This window comes from bacterium (genome assembly GCA_023150945.1).
Classification (GTDB): domain Bacteria; phylum Zhuqueibacterota; class Zhuqueibacteria; order Zhuqueibacterales; family Zhuqueibacteraceae; genus Coneutiohabitans.
Window position 1 is genome coordinate 20,196 of sequence record JAKLJX010000036.1, and the last position, 22,413, is coordinate 42,608.

Annotated in this window: 24 protein-coding genes and 1 tRNA gene; all 25 read left to right on the forward strand. The window is 59.2% G+C overall.

Going from position 1 to position 22,413, the window contains the following annotated elements:
- The first annotated feature begins 53 nt into the window (after positions 1–53).
- On the forward strand, positions 54–2,123 hold the full coding sequence (locus L6R21_26560; GenBank protein MCK6562770.1) for a M1 family metallopeptidase: 2,070 nt from the start codon (positions 54–56) through the stop codon (positions 2,121–2,123).
- Between the two features lie 220 nt (positions 2,124–2,343).
- Entirely contained in the window at positions 2,344–3,261 is a 918-nt protein-coding gene (locus L6R21_26565; GenBank protein ID MCK6562771.1) for a hypothetical protein, read from the forward strand.
- Positions 3,262–3,372: 111 nt separating this feature from the next.
- Positions 3,373–3,624: a hypothetical protein gene (locus L6R21_26570; GenBank protein MCK6562772.1), complete on the forward strand. Its 252-nt coding sequence runs from the start codon at positions 3,373–3,375 to the stop codon at positions 3,622–3,624.
- 11 nt (positions 3,625–3,635) lie between these two features.
- Positions 3,636–5,012 (forward strand): insulinase family protein, encoded by a 1,377-nt coding sequence (locus tag L6R21_26575; protein MCK6562773.1) that lies wholly within the window; start codon positions 3,636–3,638, stop codon positions 5,010–5,012.
- Positions 5,013–5,116: 104 nt separating this feature from the next.
- The gene (locus tag L6R21_26580; protein ID MCK6562774.1) at positions 5,117–6,550 is read left to right on the forward strand and encodes an insulinase family protein; all 1,434 of its coding nucleotides are present in this window, start codon (positions 5,117–5,119) and stop codon (positions 6,548–6,550) included.
- A gap of 320 nt (positions 6,551–6,870) precedes the next feature.
- On the forward strand, positions 6,871–8,004 hold the full coding sequence (locus L6R21_26585) for a histidine kinase (GenBank protein ID MCK6562775.1): 1,134 nt from the start codon (positions 6,871–6,873) through the stop codon (positions 8,002–8,004).
- A 138-nt stretch (positions 8,005–8,142) separates the two neighbouring features.
- The gene (locus tag L6R21_26590; GenBank protein MCK6562776.1) at positions 8,143–8,574 is read left to right on the forward strand and encodes a peptidyl-prolyl cis-trans isomerase; all 432 of its coding nucleotides are present in this window, start codon (positions 8,143–8,145) and stop codon (positions 8,572–8,574) included.
- 159 nt (positions 8,575–8,733) lie between these two features.
- Positions 8,734–9,264 (forward strand): DinB family protein, encoded by a 531-nt coding sequence (locus tag L6R21_26595; protein MCK6562777.1) that lies wholly within the window; start codon positions 8,734–8,736, stop codon positions 9,262–9,264.
- Positions 9,261–10,034 carry an NRDE family protein gene (locus L6R21_26600; protein MCK6562778.1) on the forward strand — a complete coding sequence of 258 codons (774 nt, stop codon included), beginning with the start codon at positions 9,261–9,263 and terminating at the stop codon, positions 10,032–10,034. Before L6R21_26595 ends, L6R21_26600 begins: the two co-directional genes overlap by 4 nt.
- A gap of 117 nt (positions 10,035–10,151) precedes the next feature.
- A complete protein-coding gene (locus L6R21_26605) occupies positions 10,152–11,498 on the forward strand; it encodes a putative DNA binding domain-containing protein (GenBank protein ID MCK6562779.1) in 1,347 nt (448 codons plus the stop codon).
- Positions 11,499–11,619: 121 nt separating this feature from the next.
- Complete coding sequence (locus L6R21_26610) at positions 11,620–12,378, forward strand: hypothetical protein (protein MCK6562780.1); 759 nt, start codon at positions 11,620–11,622, stop codon at positions 12,376–12,378.
- A 174-nt stretch (positions 12,379–12,552) separates the two neighbouring features.
- On the forward strand, positions 12,553–13,380 hold the full coding sequence (locus tag L6R21_26615) for an enoyl-ACP reductase (protein MCK6562781.1): 828 nt from the start codon (positions 12,553–12,555) through the stop codon (positions 13,378–13,380).
- 122 nt (positions 13,381–13,502) lie between these two features.
- Entirely contained in the window at positions 13,503–14,369 is an 867-nt protein-coding gene (locus L6R21_26620) for a carbohydrate kinase family protein (protein MCK6562782.1), read from the forward strand.
- A 16-nt stretch (positions 14,370–14,385) separates the two neighbouring features.
- Positions 14,386–15,378 carry a CPBP family intramembrane metalloprotease gene (locus L6R21_26625; GenBank protein ID MCK6562783.1) on the forward strand — a complete coding sequence of 331 codons (993 nt, stop codon included), beginning with the start codon at positions 14,386–14,388 and terminating at the stop codon, positions 15,376–15,378.
- Positions 15,379–15,380: 2 nt separating this feature from the next.
- On the forward strand, positions 15,381–15,917 hold the full coding sequence (locus tag L6R21_26630) for a DUF4416 family protein (GenBank protein ID MCK6562784.1): 537 nt from the start codon (positions 15,381–15,383) through the stop codon (positions 15,915–15,917).
- Positions 15,907–16,911 (forward strand): phosphoribosylformylglycinamidine cyclo-ligase, encoded by a 1,005-nt coding sequence (purM, locus tag L6R21_26635; protein ID MCK6562785.1) that lies wholly within the window; start codon positions 15,907–15,909, stop codon positions 16,909–16,911. The genes L6R21_26630 and purM overlap by 11 nt, the downstream gene beginning before the upstream one ends.
- 68 nt (positions 16,912–16,979) lie before the next feature.
- A complete protein-coding gene (locus L6R21_26640) occupies positions 16,980–17,978 on the forward strand; it encodes an NAD(P)H-dependent glycerol-3-phosphate dehydrogenase (protein ID MCK6562786.1) in 999 nt (332 codons plus the stop codon).
- 44 nt (positions 17,979–18,022) lie between these two features.
- A complete protein-coding gene (locus L6R21_26645; protein MCK6562787.1) occupies positions 18,023–18,220 on the forward strand; it encodes a type II toxin-antitoxin system HicB family antitoxin in 198 nt (65 codons plus the stop codon).
- A 2-nt stretch (positions 18,221–18,222) separates the two neighbouring features.
- Entirely contained in the window at positions 18,223–18,411 is a 189-nt protein-coding gene (locus L6R21_26650) for a type II toxin-antitoxin system HicA family toxin (GenBank protein ID MCK6562788.1), read from the forward strand.
- A 100-nt stretch (positions 18,412–18,511) separates the two neighbouring features.
- Positions 18,512–19,855, forward strand: a complete 1,344-nt coding sequence (asnS, locus tag L6R21_26655; GenBank protein MCK6562789.1) for an asparagine--tRNA ligase — start codon at positions 18,512–18,514, stop codon at positions 19,853–19,855.
- A 235-nt stretch (positions 19,856–20,090) separates the two neighbouring features.
- Positions 20,091–20,555: a TIGR00725 family protein gene (locus L6R21_26660; protein ID MCK6562790.1), complete on the forward strand. Its 465-nt coding sequence runs from the start codon at positions 20,091–20,093 to the stop codon at positions 20,553–20,555.
- Between the two features lie 3 nt (positions 20,556–20,558).
- Positions 20,559–20,834, forward strand: a complete 276-nt coding sequence (locus tag L6R21_26665) for an acylphosphatase (GenBank protein ID MCK6562791.1) — start codon at positions 20,559–20,561, stop codon at positions 20,832–20,834.
- A 16-nt stretch (positions 20,835–20,850) separates the two neighbouring features.
- Positions 20,851–21,375, forward strand: a complete 525-nt coding sequence (locus L6R21_26670; protein MCK6562792.1) for an adenine phosphoribosyltransferase — start codon at positions 20,851–20,853, stop codon at positions 21,373–21,375.
- Positions 21,376–21,533: 158 nt separating this feature from the next.
- Positions 21,534–21,609, forward strand: a tRNA-Arg gene (locus L6R21_26675).
- A 51-nt stretch (positions 21,610–21,660) separates the two neighbouring features.
- Positions 21,661–22,335: a tetratricopeptide repeat protein gene (locus L6R21_26680; GenBank protein ID MCK6562793.1), complete on the forward strand. Its 675-nt coding sequence runs from the start codon at positions 21,661–21,663 to the stop codon at positions 22,333–22,335.
- The last annotated feature ends 78 nt before the right edge of the window (positions 22,336–22,413 follow it).

Sequence of the window (22,413 nt, forward strand, 5' to 3'; positions counted from 1 at the left end):
CGTCTGCATGTGGATGGTTACTGGTTCCAAAATTCTTCGGAGGAGGAGGAAGCATGACCCTCGCACGGGTTGTGAGGAATTTCGCGTGTTTCACTCTCATCGCGCTGAGCGGCGCGCGCCTTGCGGCCCAACCGGGGGCCGCGGCCTCCGCGCCCGCACGGTTGGAAAATCAGCGCGTTCTATTTCCCCAACCACTGAGTCCCCGCATTGCCAACTACGACATCGACGTCAAGCTCGACACCCACAAGCGCGAGCTGCAGGGAAAGCAGCGGTTGGTGTGGCACAACCAAACCAAGAGTGCCGCAACCGAGCTGCAGTTTCACCTTTATCTCAATGCCTTCCGCAATGACCGCTCGACTTTCATGCGCGAGTCAAGCGGCAGCTCTCGGGTTGAGGAGGACGGCTGGGGCTTCATCGAAGTCGATCGGCTGCGCCTGCCGGAACGCAATGAAGACCTGACTAGCCGCCTCGAATTCATTCAACCGGACGATGGCAATCCTGACGACAAAACCGTAGCGCGCGTGCCGCTGTCCCGGCCGGTGGCGCCGGGTGATTCGATCGTGGTGGAGTTCGACTTCAGCGCCAAATTGCCGCAGCCGCCCTTCGCTCGCACCGGCGCCAAGGAGGAATTCTTCTTCGTGGGGCAATGGTTCCCCAAGATCGGCGTGTACCTCGACGGCAAGTGGAACACCCACCAGTTTCACGCTCATTCGGAGTTCTTTGCCGATTTTGGCGTTTACAACGTGCGCCTGACCGTGCCCGCAGCGAACATTGTCGGCGCCACCGGCCTGGAGATCGAAGTCAGCGATAATGGCGACGGCACCAAAACGCATGTCTATCGCGCGGAAGACGTGCATGACTTTGCCTGGACTACCAGCCCGGAGTTCGTCGAGTTCAACGATCGCGTGCAGGATGTTGACCTCCGCGTGCTGATGCAGCCGGATCACGTCGATCAGGGGCAACGCCATCTGGAAGCCGCCAAGACGGCGGTGGAATATTTTCAAAACTGGTACGGCGATTATCCCTTTCCGAATCTCACCGTGGTCGATCCCCGGCGCGGGGCCATGCAAGCGGCCGGCATGGAATATCCCACCTTGATCACCGCCGGCACGAATTACGGCTTGCCCGCCGGCCTGCGTCTGGTGGAGTCCGTGATCATTCACGAATTCGGCCACAACTACTGGTATCATCTTGTCGCTTCGAATGAATTCGAAGAAAGCTGGCTGGACGAGGGCATCAACACCTTCACCGAAGTGCAAATCATGAATGATCGCTATGGCCCGGCCGGCGATTTCGTGGATCTCTTTGGCATCAAGATCAACAATCAGCAATGGCACCGCAATGTCTATTATCTCTGGAACGCGGATTTGGATCAAACCGTGCGCCGGGCCTGGGAATACTATCCCGGTAGTTACAGCACGAACTCCTATTCCAAACCCTGCCTGATGCTGATCACGCTGCAAAACTACCTGGGCCGGAAAAAGATGCAGGAAATCATGCGGGCCTATGTCAGCCGCTGGCGTTTCAAGCATCCCACCACACAGGATTTCATCAGTGTCGCCCAGGACGTTTCCGGCCGGGATTTGCGCTGGTTTTTCGACCAGGCCTTGTTCTCCAACGCCGTGCTCGATTACAGCGTCGAGCGTGTGGTGTCACGACCGGAACGCCAGGGGAGAGGCTTTGATTTTTCTCGCGCGAGGACCCCAGTGGATTCCAGCACCAGCGAGGACGAGTCCGGGGACTCGGCGGCCGGGGACGACAGCGTGAATGCCGCCGGCAAGAACCTGCTTCACCAAAGCAGCTTTTACGTTCGCCGGCTCGGTGATTTCAAGTTTCCCGTGGACGTCGTGGCCACCTTTGCCAACGGCGAAAAAGTGCGCGAGACCTGGGACGGCCGCGAGCTTTGGAAGAAATTCACCTACACCAAGCCCTCCAAACTCGTGGCGGCGGCGGTTGACCCCGATCGCAAGATCGCGCTCGAAATGAATTTCACCAACAACAGCGCCCGGGTGGAACCCGAGCGCCTGGGCGTCAACAAACTCGCCGTGCGCTGGCTATTCTGGATGCAATTTTTTCTGGATCAGCCCGAAGTGCTGAATCTGATTTCAGGCTTGATCTTTTGAAAATGGCCGGCTTCGTGCCGGGCATGACTTTGACGATTGCAGCGCGAGCGCAGAGCATTTCTGCACGTGAATGTTCCCACCTCGGCCGAGCCGAGGTTTCCAAGACTTCGGGCAATGTGGGAACTCTGAGGTTTCTCGTGCGACGGCCAACCCGTTGCAAGAACATTTGTGTCGGAAGCCTGCGATTTCGGATACACATTGAGTAGATAGGAAAACTGCCATGCTTCGAACGAGCCTCAAAACCGGACTCGAACAGCTTCACGCCAACTGGCGCATGGTGCTGGTCTATTATCTCTCCAGTTTGGTGTTCGGATTGATTTTGACGCTGCCGATGTGGACGAGCCTGCGCCGATTCATCGGTGCCAGTGAAATGGGCGCACTGCTGGCCGGCCGGTTGGATTGGGATTTTGCAATCGAGTTCCTGCACAACAACCCCAGCCTGTTGCCGACGCTGCAGCGCCTGCTGGTGCTGATGTTCCTGCTGCACACGCTGTGGTCGCTGTTTCTCTCCGGCGGCGCGTTCGCGATTTTTGCCGCCGGCCGGAGATATGAGCCGGCCGTGTTCTGGAGCGGTGCCGCCAAATACTTTGGCCGCTTCCTCCGCCTGTCAGCGTGGAGTCTCTTGCCGGCGTTTGCGCTGCTGCTGTTGCTGTTTCTGCCGGGACTGCTCAAGCGCGTGATCTTCGGCAGCGATCCCTACGAGAATGTCGGCTACTGGATGGGTTGGGTGACGGTGGGCTGGAGTTATGTGTGTCTGCTTTTTTTCAAACTGGTGTTTGACTATGCCCGCATTCACGTGGTGATGGCGGAGGATCGGCAAATGCGCTTTGCTCTGGCCGAGGGCCTGCGCTTCGTGCTGCGCAATTTCGCAAGAGCCTTCGCGCTATCTCTGCTGTTTTTCTGCACCGGCCTGTTGGTCCTGGCAATCTACAACCCGCTGGCCGACAGTCTCGCCGCGCCGAGCGCACTGGTCATCTTTCTGCTGTTCGTCTTGCAGCAAGCCTATCTGTTTTGGCGCAAGGCGCTCGGCTTGGCGCTCGATGCCAGCCAGGTGCAGCTCTATCGCGAATCGCAGCGCGCCGCGCACGAGGAGCCGCAACCGGCCAATGAACTCGGCTGGGAAGGTGCATGGGCATGACGCAGCAGCCCTTGCCGTTGCCAGTCGAAAGCAGGGCCGCCGTTCGCAGGAATCACCTTGCTTCCCGCACGGATTTAGCGTAGATTTTCGCCGCACATGAGGAGCCTGTCTGTGGCACAAAAAAGTTTCGTCTTGCTGATTGCTTCCTGGCTGGTCGTGCGCTTGCGCATCGGCCTGCTCTCCACCCGGCTGAGCTTGCAGCGTTTTCTGAATCAGCCTGCCATTTTTCTGGTTTCGCGGCGGGAGAGTCCCTTTGCCGAAGGCCGTTGGCTGCTGGCGAACCAGCGGCTGCATTTCATGTCACTCTCGCCACCTCCTGAAACCATCGAGATTCGTTCACTTCCTCCCCTTGGTTCCAATTGAAAGGATTGCGGATGAAACGGGCATTGCTGGCCTTTCTGCTCCTGACCGCCGGCGCAGGGGCGCAAGAAACGGCGCTGCGCGTTCCCTATGAGCGCTTCGTCCTGCCGAATGGCTTGCATGTGATTCTGCACGAGGATCACACCACACCCACGATCAGCGTGAATGTGTGGTATCATGTCGGCTCGGGCAGCGAAAAGCCCGGCCGCACGGGCTTCGCGCATCTCTTCGAGCACATCATGTTCGAGGGATCGAAAAACGTGCCGGAAGGCGCCTTTGACGAATGGCTGGAAGCCGCCGGCGGCGACAATAACGGCTCGACCACGCCCGACCGCACGAATTACTATGAAGACATCCCCACCAGCGCGCTCGAATTGGCACTGTTCCTGGAATCCGACCGCATGGGCTTTCTGCTCGACGCCATGTCGCCCGAAAAAGTTGACGGCCAGCGCGATGTGGTCAAGAATGAGCGCCGGCAAAGCTATGAGAACCGGCCCTACGGCCTGGCTTTTCCCACGCTGGGCGAGAATCTCTATGCGCCCGATCATCCCTATCACTGGCCGACCATCGGGTACATGCAGGATCTCTCCGCGGCATCGTATGAAGACGTGGTGGAGTTCTTCCAGAACTATTACACCCCGGCGAATGCGAGCCTGGTGATTGCGGGTGACCTCGATTCCCGCAGCGTCAAGCCGCTGGTGGAAAAATGGTTCAGCGACGTGCAGGGCAGACCGCAAGCGCCGCCGCAGGCTGTGCCGCCCGCCTCTCTCAATGAAGAGAAGCGGCTGGTGATGGAAGATCGCGTGCAATTGCCGCGGCTCTACCTGGCGTGGTTGACCCCGCCCATGTTCGCGCCCGGGGATGCGGAAATGGATCTGGTCGCGAATGTTCTGGCGGGCGGCAAGAATTCCCGCTTGTACCGGCGGCTGGTGTACGAGCTGCAAATCGCGCAGGAGGTGACCGCCTTTCAAAACTCGGGCAGTTTGTCCTCCGCCTTCGTGATCATCACCACCGCGCGCAGCGGCCACACGCTGGCCGAATTGGAGAAGGTGGTGCAGGAGGAAATCGATCGCTTGAAAGCAGAAGCCCCGCAGCGCCGCGAGGTGGAACGCGCCGTCAATCAATACGAGGCCGGCTTTCTCGGCAGTTTGGAGCTGGTCTCGCGCAAGGCCGACATGCTGAATTCCTACTTCATGCGCACCGGTAATCCAGATTATTTCAACGAAGACTTGGCGCGTTACAAAGCGATTGCTCCCGAAGACTTGCGCAGCGCGGTGATGACCTGGCTGCGCAACGATGCCCGGGTCATCCTGAGTGTTGTGCCGGCGGGAAAGCAAGAGTTGGGCGTGGGCGGGCGGCTGGTCAATCCCGCCGCGGCCAAGAGCAACTGATTCAGCGAACCTCATCTCAAAATCCGGACCACGCGACCATGTTTACTTGCCTGGAAAGAACTTCGCAGTATTCGCGAGCGGCCCGCCGCCTCCTGCACGCGGCGATGCTTTTGCTCGCCAGCGCTTCACTGCTCGCCCAAACGCCCGACCGCAGCAAACCGCCGGCATTGGGGGCGCCGCCCTCGCTCGTCACGCCGCCCTTGCAGCGCTTCACACTCAGCAACGGCTTGCCGGTGGTATTGATGGAAAAGCATCAGGTGCCGCTCGTCGATTTTGTGCTGCAGATCAACGCCGGCGCAGTGATGGATGCGCCGGGAAAATCCGGACTGGCGAGCCTGACCTTTGCCATGCTGGATGAAGGCGCGGGCAGCCGCAACGCGCTGCAAATCGCCGACGAGATCGACTATCTCGGCGCTGGTCTTTCAACCGGCGCCGGCTGGCATACGGCGCAGATTTCGTTGCACACGCCGGCAGCGCGGCTGGAAGCGGCACTCGCCATCATGGCGGAGGTGGCGCTGCAGCCGACCTTTCCGGCCGCAGAGCTCGAGCGCCAGCGCAAGCAACGCCTCACTTCCCTGGCGCAGGCGCATGATGAGCCCAATGCCATTGCCGGCGCCGCCTTCAACCGCGTGTTGTTCGGTGAGCAACATCCCTATGGCCGCATGTCCGGCGGTGATGAAAAGTCCCTGCGTTCCTTCACGGTGCAGGATTGCCGCGAGTTCTATCAGAAACTGGTGGTGCCGGATAACGCCACGTTGATCGTGGTTGGCGATATCAATCCCACAGCATTGCTGCCCCGGCTCGAGGCGGCATTCGGCAAATGGCAGGGCCGGCGGCCGGCGAGCGTCGGCCCGGCCTGGCCGGCAGTGAAGCAAATCGAACAGCGCCAGATTTATTTGGTCGACAAGCCCGGCGCGGCACAATCCGCGCTGCGTCTGGGACGCATCGGGCCAACGCGTTTCACCGAAGACTACTATGCCCTCACTGTGCTCAACACCATTCTGGGCGGCTCTTTCACTTCACGCCTGAATCAGAATCTGCGCGAGCAGCATGGCTACACCTATGGCGCGCGCTCACAGTTCGACCTGCGGCCGCAGCCCGCGGCCTTCATGGCCTACGCCAACGTGCAAACCGAAGTCACCGACAAGGCTTTGACCGAGTTCCTGAAGGAACTGCGCGGCATGCTGGCGGATATTCCGGAAGAAGAACTGACCCGCGCGCGCAACTATATTGCCCTGAGCTATCCCAGCAGCTTTCAAACGACCGGCCAGATCGCCGGCGAGTTGATGGAACTGGTCGCCTACAGTCTGCCCGACACTTATTTCAATGACTATGTGCAAAGAATTCTGGCGGTGACCAAGGCCGAAGTGGAGGCGGCCGCGAGGAAGTACATTGATCCGGAAAAGACGGCCATCATCATAGTCGGCGACCGCGCGAAAATCGCAGCAGGATTGCAGGCGCTGCAAGTGGGCAAGATCAACTACCTGACCATCGAGCAGGTGCTGGGGAAGATTCCGAAACTCGAGAGCAGTGACTGAGGAGACAGGGAGACAAGGAGACAAGGAGACGAAAAGACAAGGAGGTTGATCTCTCTTGGGCCTGTTATGACGAAATCATCTTCCTCAGTAATTGCGCTGCCCTTAACACGATAGCCATTGCTGTTGATCCGGCAAACCGGCGCGAGCATTCTTTGACAGGATTCTCAGGATCAACCGGAATCGCTTTCTGGAGAAAGCCCGCTGCTCGCCAAGCTCCTTGATCATGCTGTCGATAATCATTTTGCGGCAGAAGAACCTCAGTAGAAATTGACCACAAACCTGACCTCATTCTCACTCACACCATGCCGCCTTCAAAAAGCTTGATTCTCGCACTCTGCCTGCTGGCCGGCTGTACGGCCTCGCATTCTCCTTCACAAAAGCAAGTCACCTTTCGCGTCCTCCCCAAAGTCATGCCTGATTCTTCCGCGGTCTTTTTGGCGGGTGATCATCCCCGCCTGGGCTTGTGGCGGCCGGACAGCATCGCATTGGAGGGGCAACCGGACGGCAGTTGGAGCCGGACCTTTGCCTTTCATGCCGGTGTGCGACTGGAGTACAAAATCACCCGCGGCTCCTGGCAGACCGAGGCGGTGAATGCCGGCGGTGTCGTGCCGCCGAATTCGGTGTTGGAAGTCACCAACGACACGACCGTGATCATCGAGGTGGCGGGCTGGAAGGACCTGCAGGAAACGGTCGAGGGCCAAATTACCGGTACAGTGGTTTATCATCGTGCCATGACTGGAGAAGGCTTGCGGCCGCGCGATGTCATCGTTTGGTTGCCGCCGGGATACGCCAACGCGCCGCAACAGCGCTATCCGGTGCTTTACTTGCACGACGGCCAGAATGTCTTTGATCCCCGCACTTCTTTTCTCGGCGTGGATTGGCGGGCTGATGAAGTGGCCGACAGCTTGATGGCTGCCGGCGCGATGACGGAGATCATCATGGTGGCGGTGAACAACACCGCCGACCGGCGCGAAGAGTACTCCGCCAGCGAGAAGGGCAGAGCCTACGCCCGCTTTCTCATCGAAAAGTTGAAGCCCTTCATCGACGCCACTTATCGGACGCTGCCGGAGGCGCGCAACACCGCAGTGATGGGCTCCTCCATGGGCGGCTTGATTTCCTTCCTGCTGGCGTGGAATCATCCGGAGGTTTTTGGTCAAGCCGCGTGTCTGTCCCCGGCCTTTACTCCGCCGCATGACAGCGCGGTGCGCCTGGTCGAGAACGATGACGGCCCCAACAAGCGCATTCGCCTGTACCTGGACAACGGCGGCGTGGCGCTGGACAGCGTGTTGCAAGCGGGATGCGAAAACATGTTGCGCGCCCTCCAGAACAAGGGCTTTCGCATCGGCGAGAATTTGTACTGGTTTCACGACCGCCAGGCCGAGCATTCCGAGCGGGCCTGGGCGCGGCGCGTCTGGCGGCCGCTGCTGTTCATGTTCAAGAAAAACGAGCATTAGTCTTGTTGGTTTGACTTTCATCAACGGATGAAACCACCCCAGCCGATGACAAAATCACCCGCGGGGCCGTTTCTCTCCGCTGGAAAATTTCCGTGCTGCCCTGCGGGCTCGGATTCGTTGGGATTTGAGGAGGAGAAGATGCGAACGCGAACGCTTTTCCTGATGCTCACGCTCATGCTGGTCGGCTGTCGCGAACAGGCGCGCAAACCCGAGCCGGAGCACATCGAGGTGCAGCACATCTTGATCGGCTTCTATGGCTCCCTGCCGGGCCGCAGCCTCAACCGGCCGCAAAGCGAAGCCAAAGCCCTGGCCAAGCAAGTGCTGGAACAAGCCCGGCAAGGCGCGGACTTCGACGCGCTGGTGCGCCAGTATTCCAACGATGAATATCCCGGACGCTTCAAACTCGCCAACCACGGCGTGACCGCCGGCGCAGGAGAATATGAACGCCGCATGATGGTTGGCGGCTTCGGCGATGTTGCCTTTCAACTCGCGGTCGGCGAAATCGGCCTGGTGGAATTCGAGCAGGCGAAAAGCCCATTCGGCTGGCATATTGTCAAACGCCTGCAGTGAGGAAGTTGGAATAAACCGGTGGCGTGCGTGGTTGGGTTCTTTGTCCGCAAGCCCGGCCGGCCGTGGTTTTGGCGAATAACCCGGTGGCCTCCTGAATTGAGCACGCCAGCGGACGAACCGGCGATATCGGCAATGGCGATCTTTTGAAGCTGAAGGAACATGAACAGCACAGAAACAATGGTGGCAGACAACTTGCGTTGCCTGCATCAAGGGCTGCAGCTGCTGACCGAGATTGGCGATGAGCTGTATCGCGGCGAGGGCCATTCCCATTTGGGCAGCGGTATCGGTCCGCACCTCCGGCATACGCTGGATCATTACTCCAGCTTGCTGGCCGGATTGCCGGCGGGCAAAATCGATTATGATGCGCGCGCGCGCAACCCGCGGCTGGAGCGCGATCGCGAATTTGCCCGGCAGCAGTTCGAACACCTGATTGCCGGCTTCCAGCAATTGACGGCGCCGCCGGAGCTGCCGTTGACCGTGAAAGTCGACAGCGGCAGCCATGATGACGCCGCCAACTGGAGCCGCTCGACGCTCAAGCGCGAGCTGCAATATCTGGTGAGCCACACGATTCACCACTACGCCATCATTGCCATTCTGCTGCGCGCGCAAGGCTGGGAACCGAGCGAGGAATTCGGCGTGGCGCCTTCGACGCTCAACTACCGCAAGAGCCTGCCGGCATGTGCACCGTGACCTGGCTTCGCCGGCCGGCGGGCTATGAAGTCTTCTTTAACCGCGATGAGTTGAAGACGCGGCCGCCGGCTTTGCCGCCCACGCTGATCGACCGCGCGGGCGTGGCCACGCTCGCGCCGGTGGATGGTGAGGCCGGCGGTGCGTGGATCGGCGCGAATGAGTTCGGCGTGAGCCTGTGTCTGCTGAATCACTATGACGTTTCCGCCGGTGCTCCGCCGGCCTGGCCCATCAGCCGTGGCCTGCTGTTGGTTTCGCTGCTCACCGCGGCGACACCCGATGAGGTTGCCGCACGCCTGCGTGAACAGCGCTTGGCCGCTTACCATCCCTTCCTGCTGCTCATCTTCGCGCTGGATCAGCCGGTGTGGCTGTTCACCTGGAACCGTCAGCTTCTGCAGTGGCGCGGGTTGGCAGAGAGTGACCTGCCGCTATCGACTTCTTCTTTTTCCGGGCCGGAAGTCGTCGCGCAGCGCCGCGCGTGCTTTCGCCAATACCAAGAGCTGGCAGGCGGCTGGTCAGCGGAAATGCTGCGCGCCTTTCACGCCAGCCATGTGCCGGCAGCCGGCGCCTTCTCGGTCTGCATGCACCGCGCCGAGGCCCACACCGTGAGCTTCAGCCATCTCGCCGTCACCTCCGGCGCCGTGCGCTTCCACTATCAGCCCGGCTCTCCCTGTTCCGGAGTGCCGGTTCTCGCATGCGAATTACCCGTCCGTCCGCCAAGGCCAAGTCGACAAACCTTGCCGGCAAAGAACGATTTGACATTTCCTGCCTGAATTGCTATTTTAGCCGCGTTCAAATGACACCTGCTCCGGCTCGAGGAGAGGAGACACGCCCGCGTCCGGTGGAAAGTCCATTCCCCGACTGCGCCGCATGAAAATAACCCTGGCATCATGAGCCTCGTCGAATTGCTGAACGCTCCCCCATCTTTGCATCTCGCCCGCTGCCTTCGTGATGATGAAGAGTTTCTCGCCACCTGTTGCGCTCTGGCAAACGCCGAGGGCGGCACGGTTCTTTTGGGTGGTGGCGGCAGCGGGGAGGAGTCGCCGGTGAATCTCGTTCAGCCTGAAGCCCTGCTCGCGCGCATCAGCGGGGCGCTGCAACCGGCAGTGCTTCCCGCCATCGAGAGGCACGAACTGGCGGCCGGAACGGTTGTGATCGTGCGCGTTCCCGAAGCGCCGCTCAAGCCGGTGGCGGTGAATGGCCGCTGCTATCAACGCGCCGGCGCCAGCAATCTGCTGCTCTCAGCGGCGGAGATTGCGCGGCTGCATTTGCAGAGCGTGAGCCGCAGTTGGGATGCCACGCCGTGTGAGACGGCGCAGTTCGCGGATCTCGATATTGAAAAGATGCAGCGCTTCCTGGAGATGCGCCGGGAGCAGCGCCGCCAGGCTACCGATGCCGCCGCGCCATTGCCGGAGCAACTCAGCCAGCTCGGACTGCTGCAGGCCGGCCAGCCCACCATGGCGGCGGTGTTGCTCCTGGGCAGGAATCCGCAAGCGCACCTCGCGCATGCGCGCATCAAGGCCGGCCGGTTCAAGAGCGAGACGGTCATCGTGGATGAGCAGGAGATTACCGGCACGCTGTTCGATCAAATCGAGCAGGCATTCGCCTTCATTCAGAAGCATCTCACCGTGCGGCTGGTCATCAGCGGCCAATTGCAGCGTGAAGATGTTTGGGATTATCCGCTGCCGGCGCTGCGCGAGGGCTTGATCAATGCCATTTGCCATCGCGACTACACCGCGGCGATGGCGACGCAGATCCGCATTTATGACGATCAACTGCTGATTTGGAATCCGGGCAGCCTGCCGCCGAACCTGCAAATCGAAGATCTCAGGCGGCGGCATCAATCCGTGCTGCGCAACAAGCTGATCGGCGCGGCCTTCTATGAAACCGGGCTGGTGGAAAAATGGGGCAGCGGCACGAATCGTATCATCGAAGAATGCCGCAAACTCGGCCTGCCTGAGCCGGAATGGCGCGAACAGCAGGGCATCATGTTGAGCCTGCGCAAAGACCGCCTCACTGAGGATTTCTTGCTGGAGCAGGATCTCAGCGATCGCCAGTTACAGGCCGTGGCTTATGTCAAAAAGCGGCGCCGCATCACCAATCAGGAATACCAGGAATTGGCCGGGGTGAAAAAGCGTACAGCCTCGGAGGAACTGCGGGAATTGGAGGAGAAGGGCATTCTCGAGCGTGTGGGTTCGACCGGCAAGGGAACCTACTATAAAATTAGAGGGAAATAAATGGGGCAAAAGGGGCACGAAAGGCGCAGCAAAGGGGCAATTGGGGCAGAGAGGGGACTGATCGCATAGTTTTGATTTTGTGCTGTGTTCAGGTGTCGTGCAGTTGATAAAGGAGATTGAAGTGGGGCGAATACGCTCGGTCTTTGAAGAACCAGTCAATGGCGGCACAAAGATTTGGCGCTACTGTGATGTTACGAAGTTGTTTTCCTTGGTTGACAGGAAGGCCTTGTTCTTCTCTCGGATTGACAAACTCGAGGACCGTTTTGAAGGGTCTTTTCCCAAGACCAACATAAGCATTCGAGCAGAAGAATACGGCAAATACTTCGCCGAAAACGCGGACACTATGTCTAAATTTCATAGTTATGCATTTGAACAAATACGTAAACTCTGTCTCGTCAACTGCTGGTGCGCAAGTGAATATGAAATCGCTGCAATGTGGAAATTTCACATCAACGGCGCTCATGGAATCGCTATTCAGTCAACAATTGATCGCTTCAAAAATAGCTTCACAGATGTTCTTGATGACGATATTTTTGTTGGAAATGTGAGATATATTGATTTCCAATCCGAAAGGATTAATGAAGGCAGACTCTTGGATCGTTTCTTTTGCAAAAGGAGGAGCTTTGGATTCGAATGCGAATTTCGGGCTGTGATCTTGAGATTTCAAGAAAGTCTTCAGCAAGGTGTCATTAATTTCGATAGGCCTCCATATGAGCACGGGAAATACATAGAAGTTGATCTTGATAGACTAATCGAGGCTGTTTTCGTTTCACCATCTGCACCTACATGGTTTGTTGAGTTGGTTCAGTCTGTGATCGAAAGATACGGACTCAAAAAGAATGTCAAACAGTCTGATCTAGACGATGATCCGGTTTTCTGATGACGGTAAGAATGGAGTTTCTTCGGCATCTAATCCTAACAGTCTATGAAGAGTGCGCCGACATCACGCTTTCTCTTTGTACATGCTGGGTTGAGTGATTGACTTAAGCATGGAAACAACCCTGTCTCCGTCTAGATTACTGAATTCAATTTCAGTTCATGAAAGAAGGGCAAGATGAAACCAAAAAGCTATGGCCTGTTGCAGGGCAAAAAGGGCATTGTCTTTGGCCCGCTGGACGAAAAAAGCATCGGCTGGCAAATCGCGCTGGCTGCCCATCGCGAAGGCGCGCAGCTCGCGCTCTCCAACATCAAGGTGGCATTCCGGCTGGGCGAGATTGACGTGCTCGCCAAGCAGTGCGGCGACGCGCCCCTGATCGCCTGCGATGCCAGCTCGAGCGAAGAGCTGCAAACCGCGTTCGCCGAGCTGAAAACAAAGCTCGGCGCGGTGGATTTCATCGTGCATTCCATCGGCATGTCGCCCAATGTGCGTAAGAAAAAGCCGTATGATGATCTCAACTACGAATGGTTCCACAAGACGCTCGATGTCTCGGCCATGTCGCTGCATCGCGTCATCGCGCAGGCGCTGAAGGTGGAGGCGATCAATGACGGCGGCAGCATCGTGGCGCTCAGCTACATCGGCGCGCAGCGCACGTTTTCGAGCTATTCCGACATGGGCGATGCCAAAGCTTTGCTGGAGAGCATTGCCCGCAGTTTCGGCTCGCGCCTGGGCAAACGCGGCATTCGCGTGAACACCGTGTCGCAGAGTCCGACCAAGACCACGGCCGGCACCGGCATCGAGGGCTTCAACGCGCTCTATGATTTCGCCGAAAAGATTTCACCGCTGGGCAATGCCACGGCGGAAGACTGCGCCGATTACGTCGTCACGCTGCTCTCGGATTTGACCCGCAAAGTGACGATGCAAAATCTCTTTCACGACGGCGGTTTCAGCATGATGGGCATCAGCGATAAGCTGCTCGAGGCCCTTTACGGAAAACAGGAATAAGAACCCGGTGAGGAACAAGCCGGCTGCCTTTGCGGCCGGCCGGTTTGCTCTCTCACTCACTGCGATCGGCTCAGCTCGCTCTGACTTCTTCCATGCGCCGGTTTGATTGCGTTGGATACGGTTTGCTCACCCGCGACCGCATCCTGCTGTTGAACAATTTCCCACAACCGAATCAAAAGCTGTCGGTTCACTCCTGGACAGACCAGCCGGGCGGCCCGGTGGCAGTCGGCCTGATGACCATGGCGGCATTGGGCCTGCAGGTGCATTGGGGGCTGCCGCTGGCTCCCAGCGCGCCGGCTGCGTTCGTCACTTCCTACTTCGAAAAACTGGGATTGTCCCACCAACGGGCGGAATCCGCGGACAACGCCATTTCCATCGCCGAGGCCATCATTTTGGTGGAAGCACCGACCGGCCAGCGTACCGTTTTGCTGCAAGAGCCGCCTGCCTTGCCGCGACCGAGGCCCGCAGAATTGCCGCCGGCCGAATGGGTCTATCTCGATGGCCGCGACCTGGCTTTAACCCGGCGCGCCAAACAGCTTGCCAAGGCGCAGGGCAGCAAAATCTTTCTGGACATGGGCAGCCTGCGGCCGCACTGGCAGGAGATCGTTGCCGGCTGCGATCTCGCCATTGTCTCGGATGATGTCATGCGCCGCCTGGATCCCGCACTGACGCCGGCCGGCATGCTGCGCGTGCTGGAGAGTCACGGCGTGGCCATTGCCGGCATCACGCTCGGGCAGGAGGGCAGCCTGTTTCTCAGCCAGGGCCGCGAGTTGAGCGTGCCGGCGGTGCCACCGGCGCGGCTGGTGGATGCCACCAATGCCGGCGATGTGTTTCACGGCGCGTTTCTCGCGGCCTGGATCAAAAGCGGCGACTTGCAGCGCAGTGCTGAGTTCGCGGCGCGCTGTGCCGCCTGGGCCATTGGGCAGATTGGCCACAATCTGCAGCAATTCCGCGCCGCGCAAGCCGATTTTCCTCTTGCTTTTCTGTGAGGGGTTGGATTATTTTGTGCACTTCAAAAACGCGCAAGCAGAGCATGAACCGCGCGGCAGCGAATACACAAGACGGGCCACGCTCACCGGAAAGGATTCCGGCCGCGCCGTGGAAATTTTCAGCCAGCTCACTATGTCCAACCCACAATTCCGTGCGGATGACAACGTCAACGGCACTTTTGCCGACCCCACTCATGGTGATCGCGAAGTTTTGATCGACCTCAAGCCTGCGCTCGGACCTACGCCCATTTCCAAGCTCTCCCCCCAAAGCCTGTTCCTGTTGATCGCGGCATTGGCCGCCCTTGCCGCATTCTTCCTGCTCGACCAACGATTGATCGCCACCGCCGGCCTCGGCGTTTTGTCTTTGTTGGGAATGCTTCCGGTCTGGCGCGCGCACGCGCGCCTGCCGCAGACCCTCTTCGCCTTCTGCGCCTTCTCGCTCGCGATTCAGAATCAGTATTTCTCAGTGGCCTATCCCTTTTCGAACATCTTCATCCTCACCGGAATGCTGGGCCTTTTCTTCCTGAGCGGCCGGTCCTGGCAGGAATTACACTTTGCTCCGGGCCAAACGCGCAAATGGACGCGGCCTGCCCTGCTGCTCGGCCTCTTGCTGGCTGCGCTGATTCTCGCGATCTATTTTCAGCAGCCCGAGTGGGTGGGGAAGAATCCCACGCCGCGGCAATGGCCGGTGGATGTCTTGCTCATCGTTGCGCTGGGCTACGCCACCTTTAGTGCGCTGATGGAGGAGACGATTTTTCGCGGCATGTTGCTGGCCGCGGCGCAGCAGCATTTGCCGGCAGGCTTGGCGATCGCGGCGCAAGCCTTCGTGTTCGCCGCAGCACATTATCATGCCGGCTTTCCCTCGCAAACCGCAGGTGCGGGGCTGGCATTCGTGTGGGGCGCAGCCGCCGGATGGATCACACTCAAAGCCGGCTCGATCTATCCCGCTTACCTGTTGCACTTTGTTCTGGTGCTGGCGCTGTTTTTCGTATTGGCTTTCGTTCCTTGATCATGGCACTCATCAAACCGCCTGCGCCGGTGGCGCTGTTTCTGGCCGTGCTTTATGCCCCGGATTACACGGACGATGGAATTGTGCGGCTGGTGCAGGAGGGCTGCGGCAGTCTGCTGCTGCAAAGTCCGGCTTTCGCGTTTGACTTCAGCGATTACTATCGCGCGGAAATGGGGCCGGATTTGCGCAAGGTCTTCCTGCTCTGCGATCAGTTGATCGACCCGGCCACCCTGCCGGAGTGGAAACACCGGACCATTGCCTGGGAACAGGAGCACAGTGTGGCGGGCAAGCGCCGGATCAATTTCGACCCCGGCTATCTCGAAGCGCCCAAGCTGGTGCTGGCCACCACCAAAAATTTCGCCCATCGCATTTACCTGGGCCGCGGCATCTACGCCGATGTCCAGCTTTATGTCAAAGACGGAAAGTTCCAGACCAATCCCTGGACTTATCCCGACTACAAGCATCCGCAACATCTGGCGTTCTTCGGCCACGCGCGCCGGAAATATTTCGAGAAACTGAAAGCGGGACATGAATTATAAATCTGCCGGTGTTGATCTCGCGGCGAGTGAAACCGCCAAGCGCAAGATTGCCGAGCTGGCGCGCCGCACGCACACGCCCAACGTTTTGCACGGCCCCGGCCTGTTCGGCGGGTTTTATCAATTCCCGCAGCATGACTATCACGTGCCGGTGCTGGTGGCGAGCACCGACGGCGTGGGAACCAAAATCAAGCTCGCCTGCCAACTGCAGAACTATCGCGGCCTGGGCTGGGATATTGTGAATCATTGCGTCAATGATCTCATGGTGGGCGGCGCGGATCCGTTGTTCTTTCTCGATTATCTTGCTTTCGGCAAACTGGATCCGGCAGTGGTAACGGAAGTGGTGAGCGGCATTGCAGAAGCTTGCCGCGAGGCCGGCTGTGCCTTGCTGGGCGGTGAAACGGCGGAGATGCCCGCCCTCTATCAAGCCGGCGAATTCGACCTCGCCGGCACGATCGTTGGCGTGGTGGAGAAATCCAGCGTGCTCGCGGGAGAGAGTATTGCCGCGGGCGATGTGTTGATTGGCGTTGCCTCCAGCGGCCTGCATACCAATGGTTACTCGCTGGCGCGCAAGATCATCGCCACGCACGCGGAGCTTGCCGCGGAGGTGCATCGCGCAGAATTGGGCGACACGGTCGGCGCCGTGCTGCTGCGGCCGCACCGCAGCTACCGCAAACTCATCGCCGGCCTGCGCCAGCGCGAGGGCGTTCACGGGTTCGCCCACGTCACCGGTGGCGGCATTGTGGGCAACACCAAACGGCTGCTGCGGCCGCCGCTCGGCCTCGCGGTGGATTGGCAGGCGTGGGAATGGCCGCCGATCTTTCAATTGCTGCAGCAATACGGCGGCGTCACCACCGAGGAAATGCAACAGGTCTTCAATCTGGGCATCGGTTTGGTGGTCATCGTGCGGCCGGAAACCATGGCGGCGGTGCAGGAGTTTTTGCATGCCGCCGGTGATCACAACTGGATCATTGGTGAAGTCACACCGGCGTCTTGACACCGCAAGCAGGGCGCCGCGGGTGGTTGACATTCCAGGTAATTTTTGAACCTGCTTTGGAGCGGCACTTGGCACAGGTTGGCGTGATTGGCGCTGGCAGTTGGGGCACGGCACTGGCAAAGCGCTTGTGTGAGAATAGTCACGCGGTGCGCCTGTGGTGCCGCCGGCCCGCATTGGCGCAGCAAATCAATGCGCAGCACTGCAATCAAGCCTATTTGCCCGGATTGCCGCTGCCCGAAAGCCTGCAGGCAACTGCTGATCTGGCGGCCGCAGTTGCCGGCACCGAGGTGGCGCTGATCGCCACGCCCTCGCACACGCTACGCGAGGTGGTGCCGCGGCTACCGGCGCTGTCACCGGATACCATCGTGGTCAGCGCCGTCAAGGGCCTGGAGCCGCAAACCGATTTGCGCATGAGCCAGGTGATTGCCGCCAGCCTGCCGCAGCCGCACGCCATCGTTGCGCTTTCGGGGCCGAGCCTGGCCGAAGAAGTGGCGCGCGACATTCCCACGGCAGTGGTCGCGGCCGGTGAGAGTCTCGAGGCGGCGCGCGAGGTGCAGGCGCTGCTGATGGGGCCGTATTTCCGTGTTTACACGCATCGCGACATCGTCGGCGTGGAATTGGGCGGCGCGCTGAAGAACATCATTGCGCTGGCGGCCGGCATCGGCGACGGCGCGGGCTTCGGCGACAACACCAAGGCCGCGCTCATCACCCGCGGTTTGGTGGAGATGACGCGGGTGGGCACGTATCTCGGCGCGGATCCGATTACGTTTGCGGGTTTGTCGGGCATGGGCGATCTCGTGGTCACCTGCATGAGCAAGAAGAGCCGCAACCGTTCCGTCGGTGAGGCCATTGGCCGCGGCCAAAAATTGAAGGAAGTTCTGGCATCGATGAATATGGTCGCCGAGGGCGTGCGCACGACGCAGGCAACGCATGCCTTCGCGCAAAAGCACAGCATCGAGTTGCCGATCACGCGCGCCGTTTTTGAAGTTCTGTTCGAAGACAAGAATCCCGTGCAAGCCGTGAATGATCTGATGACGCGCGAGGCAAAGATGGAGAAGTTTGGGTAGGTTAAGACAATTTCACCGGAATAACGTGCGAGCGAGGTATTGACATGAAATATACGATTGTTTTACGCCAGTCTGAGGAAGGCTATAGCGTTTCTTGTCCGGCTTTGCCCGGTTGTTGGTCGCAAGGAGCAACTGAACAGGAAGCGATCAATAACATTCGAGATGCAATTCAGGAATATCTCGCTGCCATTTCCGATTCCGTACAGGATGCTGATGTTCGCGAAATCGATGTTGCCGTTTAACCATGCTGAAGCTTCCTGGCATCAATCACCTGCAAGCAGTGAAAGCCCTGGAGAAAGCTGGCTTTCACATCGCGCGACAAGGAAAGCACATCGTCATGTCTGACGGCGTACACTATGTGACAATTCCGCGACACAATCCTGTTAACGCATACACGATGGCCGGTATTGTTCGGGACGCAGGCTTACAATGAAAATCCCGCATCGTGCGATGAATTTCGCAAACTGCTTTGATTCTGAAAACACTTGTCTGGCTGCTGCAAGGCCAGAATTCATACACAAACGGAGTAACGCATGATTCCCGCTCACATCAATCGCGATAAAATTTATATCGAAAACATCGGCGCGCATGCCGGCAAGGAAGTGAAACTCTATGGCTGGCTTTACAATGCGCGGCACAAGGGCAAGCTGTGGTTCCTGCTGCTGCGTGACGGCACCGGCATCATGCAATGCGTGGTTTCCCGGCAGGATGTCGGCGAAGAAATCTTCAGCCGCTGCGAGCAGCTCACCCAGGAAAGCTCGTTTGTGGCCACCGGCACGGTGCGGGCGGATCAACGCGCGCCCGGCGGTTACGAGCTGCTGGTGAAGAACATCGAGATCGTGCACGTTGCGCAGGATTATCCGATCACGCCCAAGGAGCACGGGGACACGTTCTTGATGGATCATCGCCATCTCTGGCTGCGCTCCTCGCGCCAGCATGCGATTCTGCGTGTGCGGCACACCATCATCAAAGCCATTCGCGATTTTTTCGACGGCCAGGGTTTCACTCTGCTCGACGCGCCGATTTTCACGCCGGCCGCTTGCGAAGGCACGACCACGCTGTTCGAAACCGATTATTTTGGCGACAAGGCTTACCTCACGCAAAGTGGCCAGCTTTACATGGAACCCGGTTGCGCCGCGTTCGGCAAGGTCTATTGCTTCGGCCCGACCTTCCGCGCCGAGAAATCCAAAACCCGCCGCCATCTCACCGAATTCTGGATGGTCGAGCCGGAAGTGGCTTACATGGATCTCGCCGGCGACATGGAGCTGGCCGAGCATTTTGTCGAGTTCATCGTGCAGCGCGTGCTGGAATCCCGCCGCGAAGAATTGAAGGTGCTGGAGCGCGACACCAGCAAGCTCGAAAAGATCGTGCGGCCATTTCCGCGATTGAGTTATGAGGAGGCCGCCAAAATGTTGACGACGCCCGAGGCAGTTGCCTACGCCAAAGAACGGGAAGCGCCGCCGTTTCAACCGGGCAGCGATCTCGGCGGCGCCGACGAATCTTTTCTCACCGAGAAATTCGACAAGCCGCTGTTGGTGCATCGCTATCCCGCCGCGGTGAAGGCGTTCTATATGAAGAACGATCCGGAAAACCCCGACAAGGCCCTGGCTGTGGACGTGCTGGCGCCGGAAGGTTACGGTGAAATCATCGGCGGCGGCCAGCGCGAGGACGATCTCGCCACGCTCGAGGCCAAAATCAAAGCGCATGATTTGCCGCTGGAGGCGTTTCGCTGGTACCTGGACGTGCGGCGCTTTGGCTCGGTACCGCATGCCGGCTTTGGCTTGGGTGTCGAGCGCACGGTGGCGTGGATTTGCGGCCTGCATCATGTGCGCGAGACCATTCCCTTTGCGCGCTTGATGCACCGGCTGTATCCGTGACGCGAGGGTGCACGGCTCAAAACGCAAATCAGGCGAGAGGCCAGAAGCGGATTTCGACAGGATTGGCTGGATGAACAGGATTGATCAAACAAAGACACTGTTCCTGTTCGTTCGATTGAGCTTGCCGGCGGATGCCGCGCCGCGGCTGTGACTCTTTCAGCATTGATACCGGGGCGTGGTTTTCGCAGGCCACGGCGCAGCGGCGATCCATCCAGCAGAAGTTCGCAGGAGTACGGTGCCAATATCGAACCTCAAATTGATCGGCGTCATCGGCGGCGCGCGCTGCAGCGCGGAAATCCGCGAACTGGCGCGGCAGGTGGGCGAGGGCATCGCGCGCCGGGGCGCGGCCTTGATCTGCGGCGGCCGCGGCGGTGTGATGGAGGCCGCATGCGAGGGCGCCAAGGCCGGCGGCGGCCTGACCATCGGCATCCTGCCGGGAGAATCCCCGGCCGAGGCCAATGCCTTTGTCGATCTCAAGATCGTGACCGGCTTGCTGGACGCACGCAACGTGATTATCGCGCGCACGGCAGATGCGCTGATTGCCATTGACGGCAGCCATGGCACACTTTCGGAAATCGCTTTTGGTTTGAAGTTCGGCAAGATCGTCATCGGCTTGCATCTCGAGTTTGCTGTTCCGGGTGTAATCTCCGCCGCAACCCCGGCGGAAGCGGTGCAGTTGGCGTTTCAAGCGATAGGATGATCCATGAAGAAATGCGTTCATTTACACATCCAGGGATTGGTGCAGGGGGTGGGCTTTCGCTATTTTGTGAACAAGTCGGCGCGCCAGCATTATCTCGGCGGCTGGGTAAAGAACCTGCCGGACGGCCGCGTGGAAGTGATGGCCGAGGGCGAGGAACTGGAGCTGCAGGAATTCGTCAGCGCGATGCGCAAAGGTTCGCGCTTCTCCACCGTCCAGAACGTCGAGGTCGAGTGGCTGCCCGCGACCAACAAGTTCAACCATTTTCAGATCATTGATTAAATCTCCGGGAGCAGGCATGAGTGATTTGGCGCGCTATATCCGCACGGTGCAGGACTTTCCCAAGCCGGGCATCGGCTTCAAAGACATCACCACCCTGCTGAAGGAGCCGCAGCCCTTTCAAATGGCGATCACGGAATTCGTCAACCGCTTCGGCGGGCAGCCGGTGCACAAGGTGGTCGGCATCGAATCGCGCGGATTCATTTTCGGCGCGCCGCTGGCTTTGCACCTGGGCGCCGGATTCGTGCCGGCGCGCAAACCGAAGAAACTGCCGGCTGCCACCGTGCGCGCGGAATACCAGCTCGAATACGGCACGGATGCGCTCGAAATGCACGTCGATGCCATCAGCACCGGCGAAAACGTCCTCATTATTGATGACTTGCTCGCCACCGGGGGGACGGCGGCCGCGGCCACCCGCCTGGTGGAACAACTCGGCGGCCAAGTCATCGGGCTGGGCTTTCTCATCGAGCTGGATTTTCTCAACGGCCGGCGCCAGCTCGAGGGTTATGCGGTGCACACGCTGATTCATGTCGAATCGGAATAGGGTGCTGTCCGGCTTTCCGGCCATGCCGCCGGGTGCTGCGCGAGGAGTGGCAGGTAGGAGGCAGCGAACGCCGACCCATGCACCGGGCGGCATGGCCGGAAAAGGCCTTGCATCCGCCCGGCAAAGTTGCTACATTTGGCGCCGCTTTGGAAAACAACGCCCCTATAGCTCAGTAATGGATAGAGCAGAGGTTTCCTAAACCTTGTGTCGCAGGTTCGAATCCTGCTAGGGGCACTGCCGGCAACCAACGCCAATTGATCATCATTATCGCAAGGAACCCACCCGATGTTGAAACCGCAAAAGCGTCTGAGCAAGCGCGAACTCAAACAAGACAAGCTGGTGACTGCCTGGTTCAAGGCGAATGACTACATCAGCCATCACAGCCGGGACCTGCTGCTGGGCGCGATCGCAGTCGCGGTCGTGGTTGCAGGCGTGCTTTGGTACAACTACTATCAGAAATCCCAGGAGAACGTTGCCTCGGTGCTGCTGGCGCACGGCAAAACTTCCTATGAGAATCAGCAGACCCAGGCCACCATCGATACGTTGCTCAAGCTGGTGAATAATTACAGCGGCACGCCCAGCGCCGCGGTAGGCACGGTCTACTTGGCCAACGCATTCTTCCAAAAGAAGTCCTACGCCGAGGCGGAGAAGTATTATCGCCAGTATTTGGATGATTACGGCGATGATCCGGTCCTGCGCATTGCCGCGGCCGCCGGCGTTGCGGCAACCTATGACGAGCGCGGCGACTTTGCCAAGGCCGGTGAGCTTTATGAAAAGGCGGCCAAGGATCATCGCGACAGCTTTCGCGCGCCGGAATTGTACATGCAGGCGGCGCGTTGCTATCACTTGAGCAAGAAGTCCACAGAAGCCGCCCGGGTCCTGGCGCTGCTGCTGAAGGAATACCCGGAGGCCAAGCAGGCGGAGGAGGCCAAACTGCTGCAAGCGGAGTTGCGCTCCTGAGGCCCGTTGCCTCAAAATTAAATGTTACCCAAATTTGTGAGAACTGGGGTGATTTTGATTTATTGTTCTTTTGCTGTT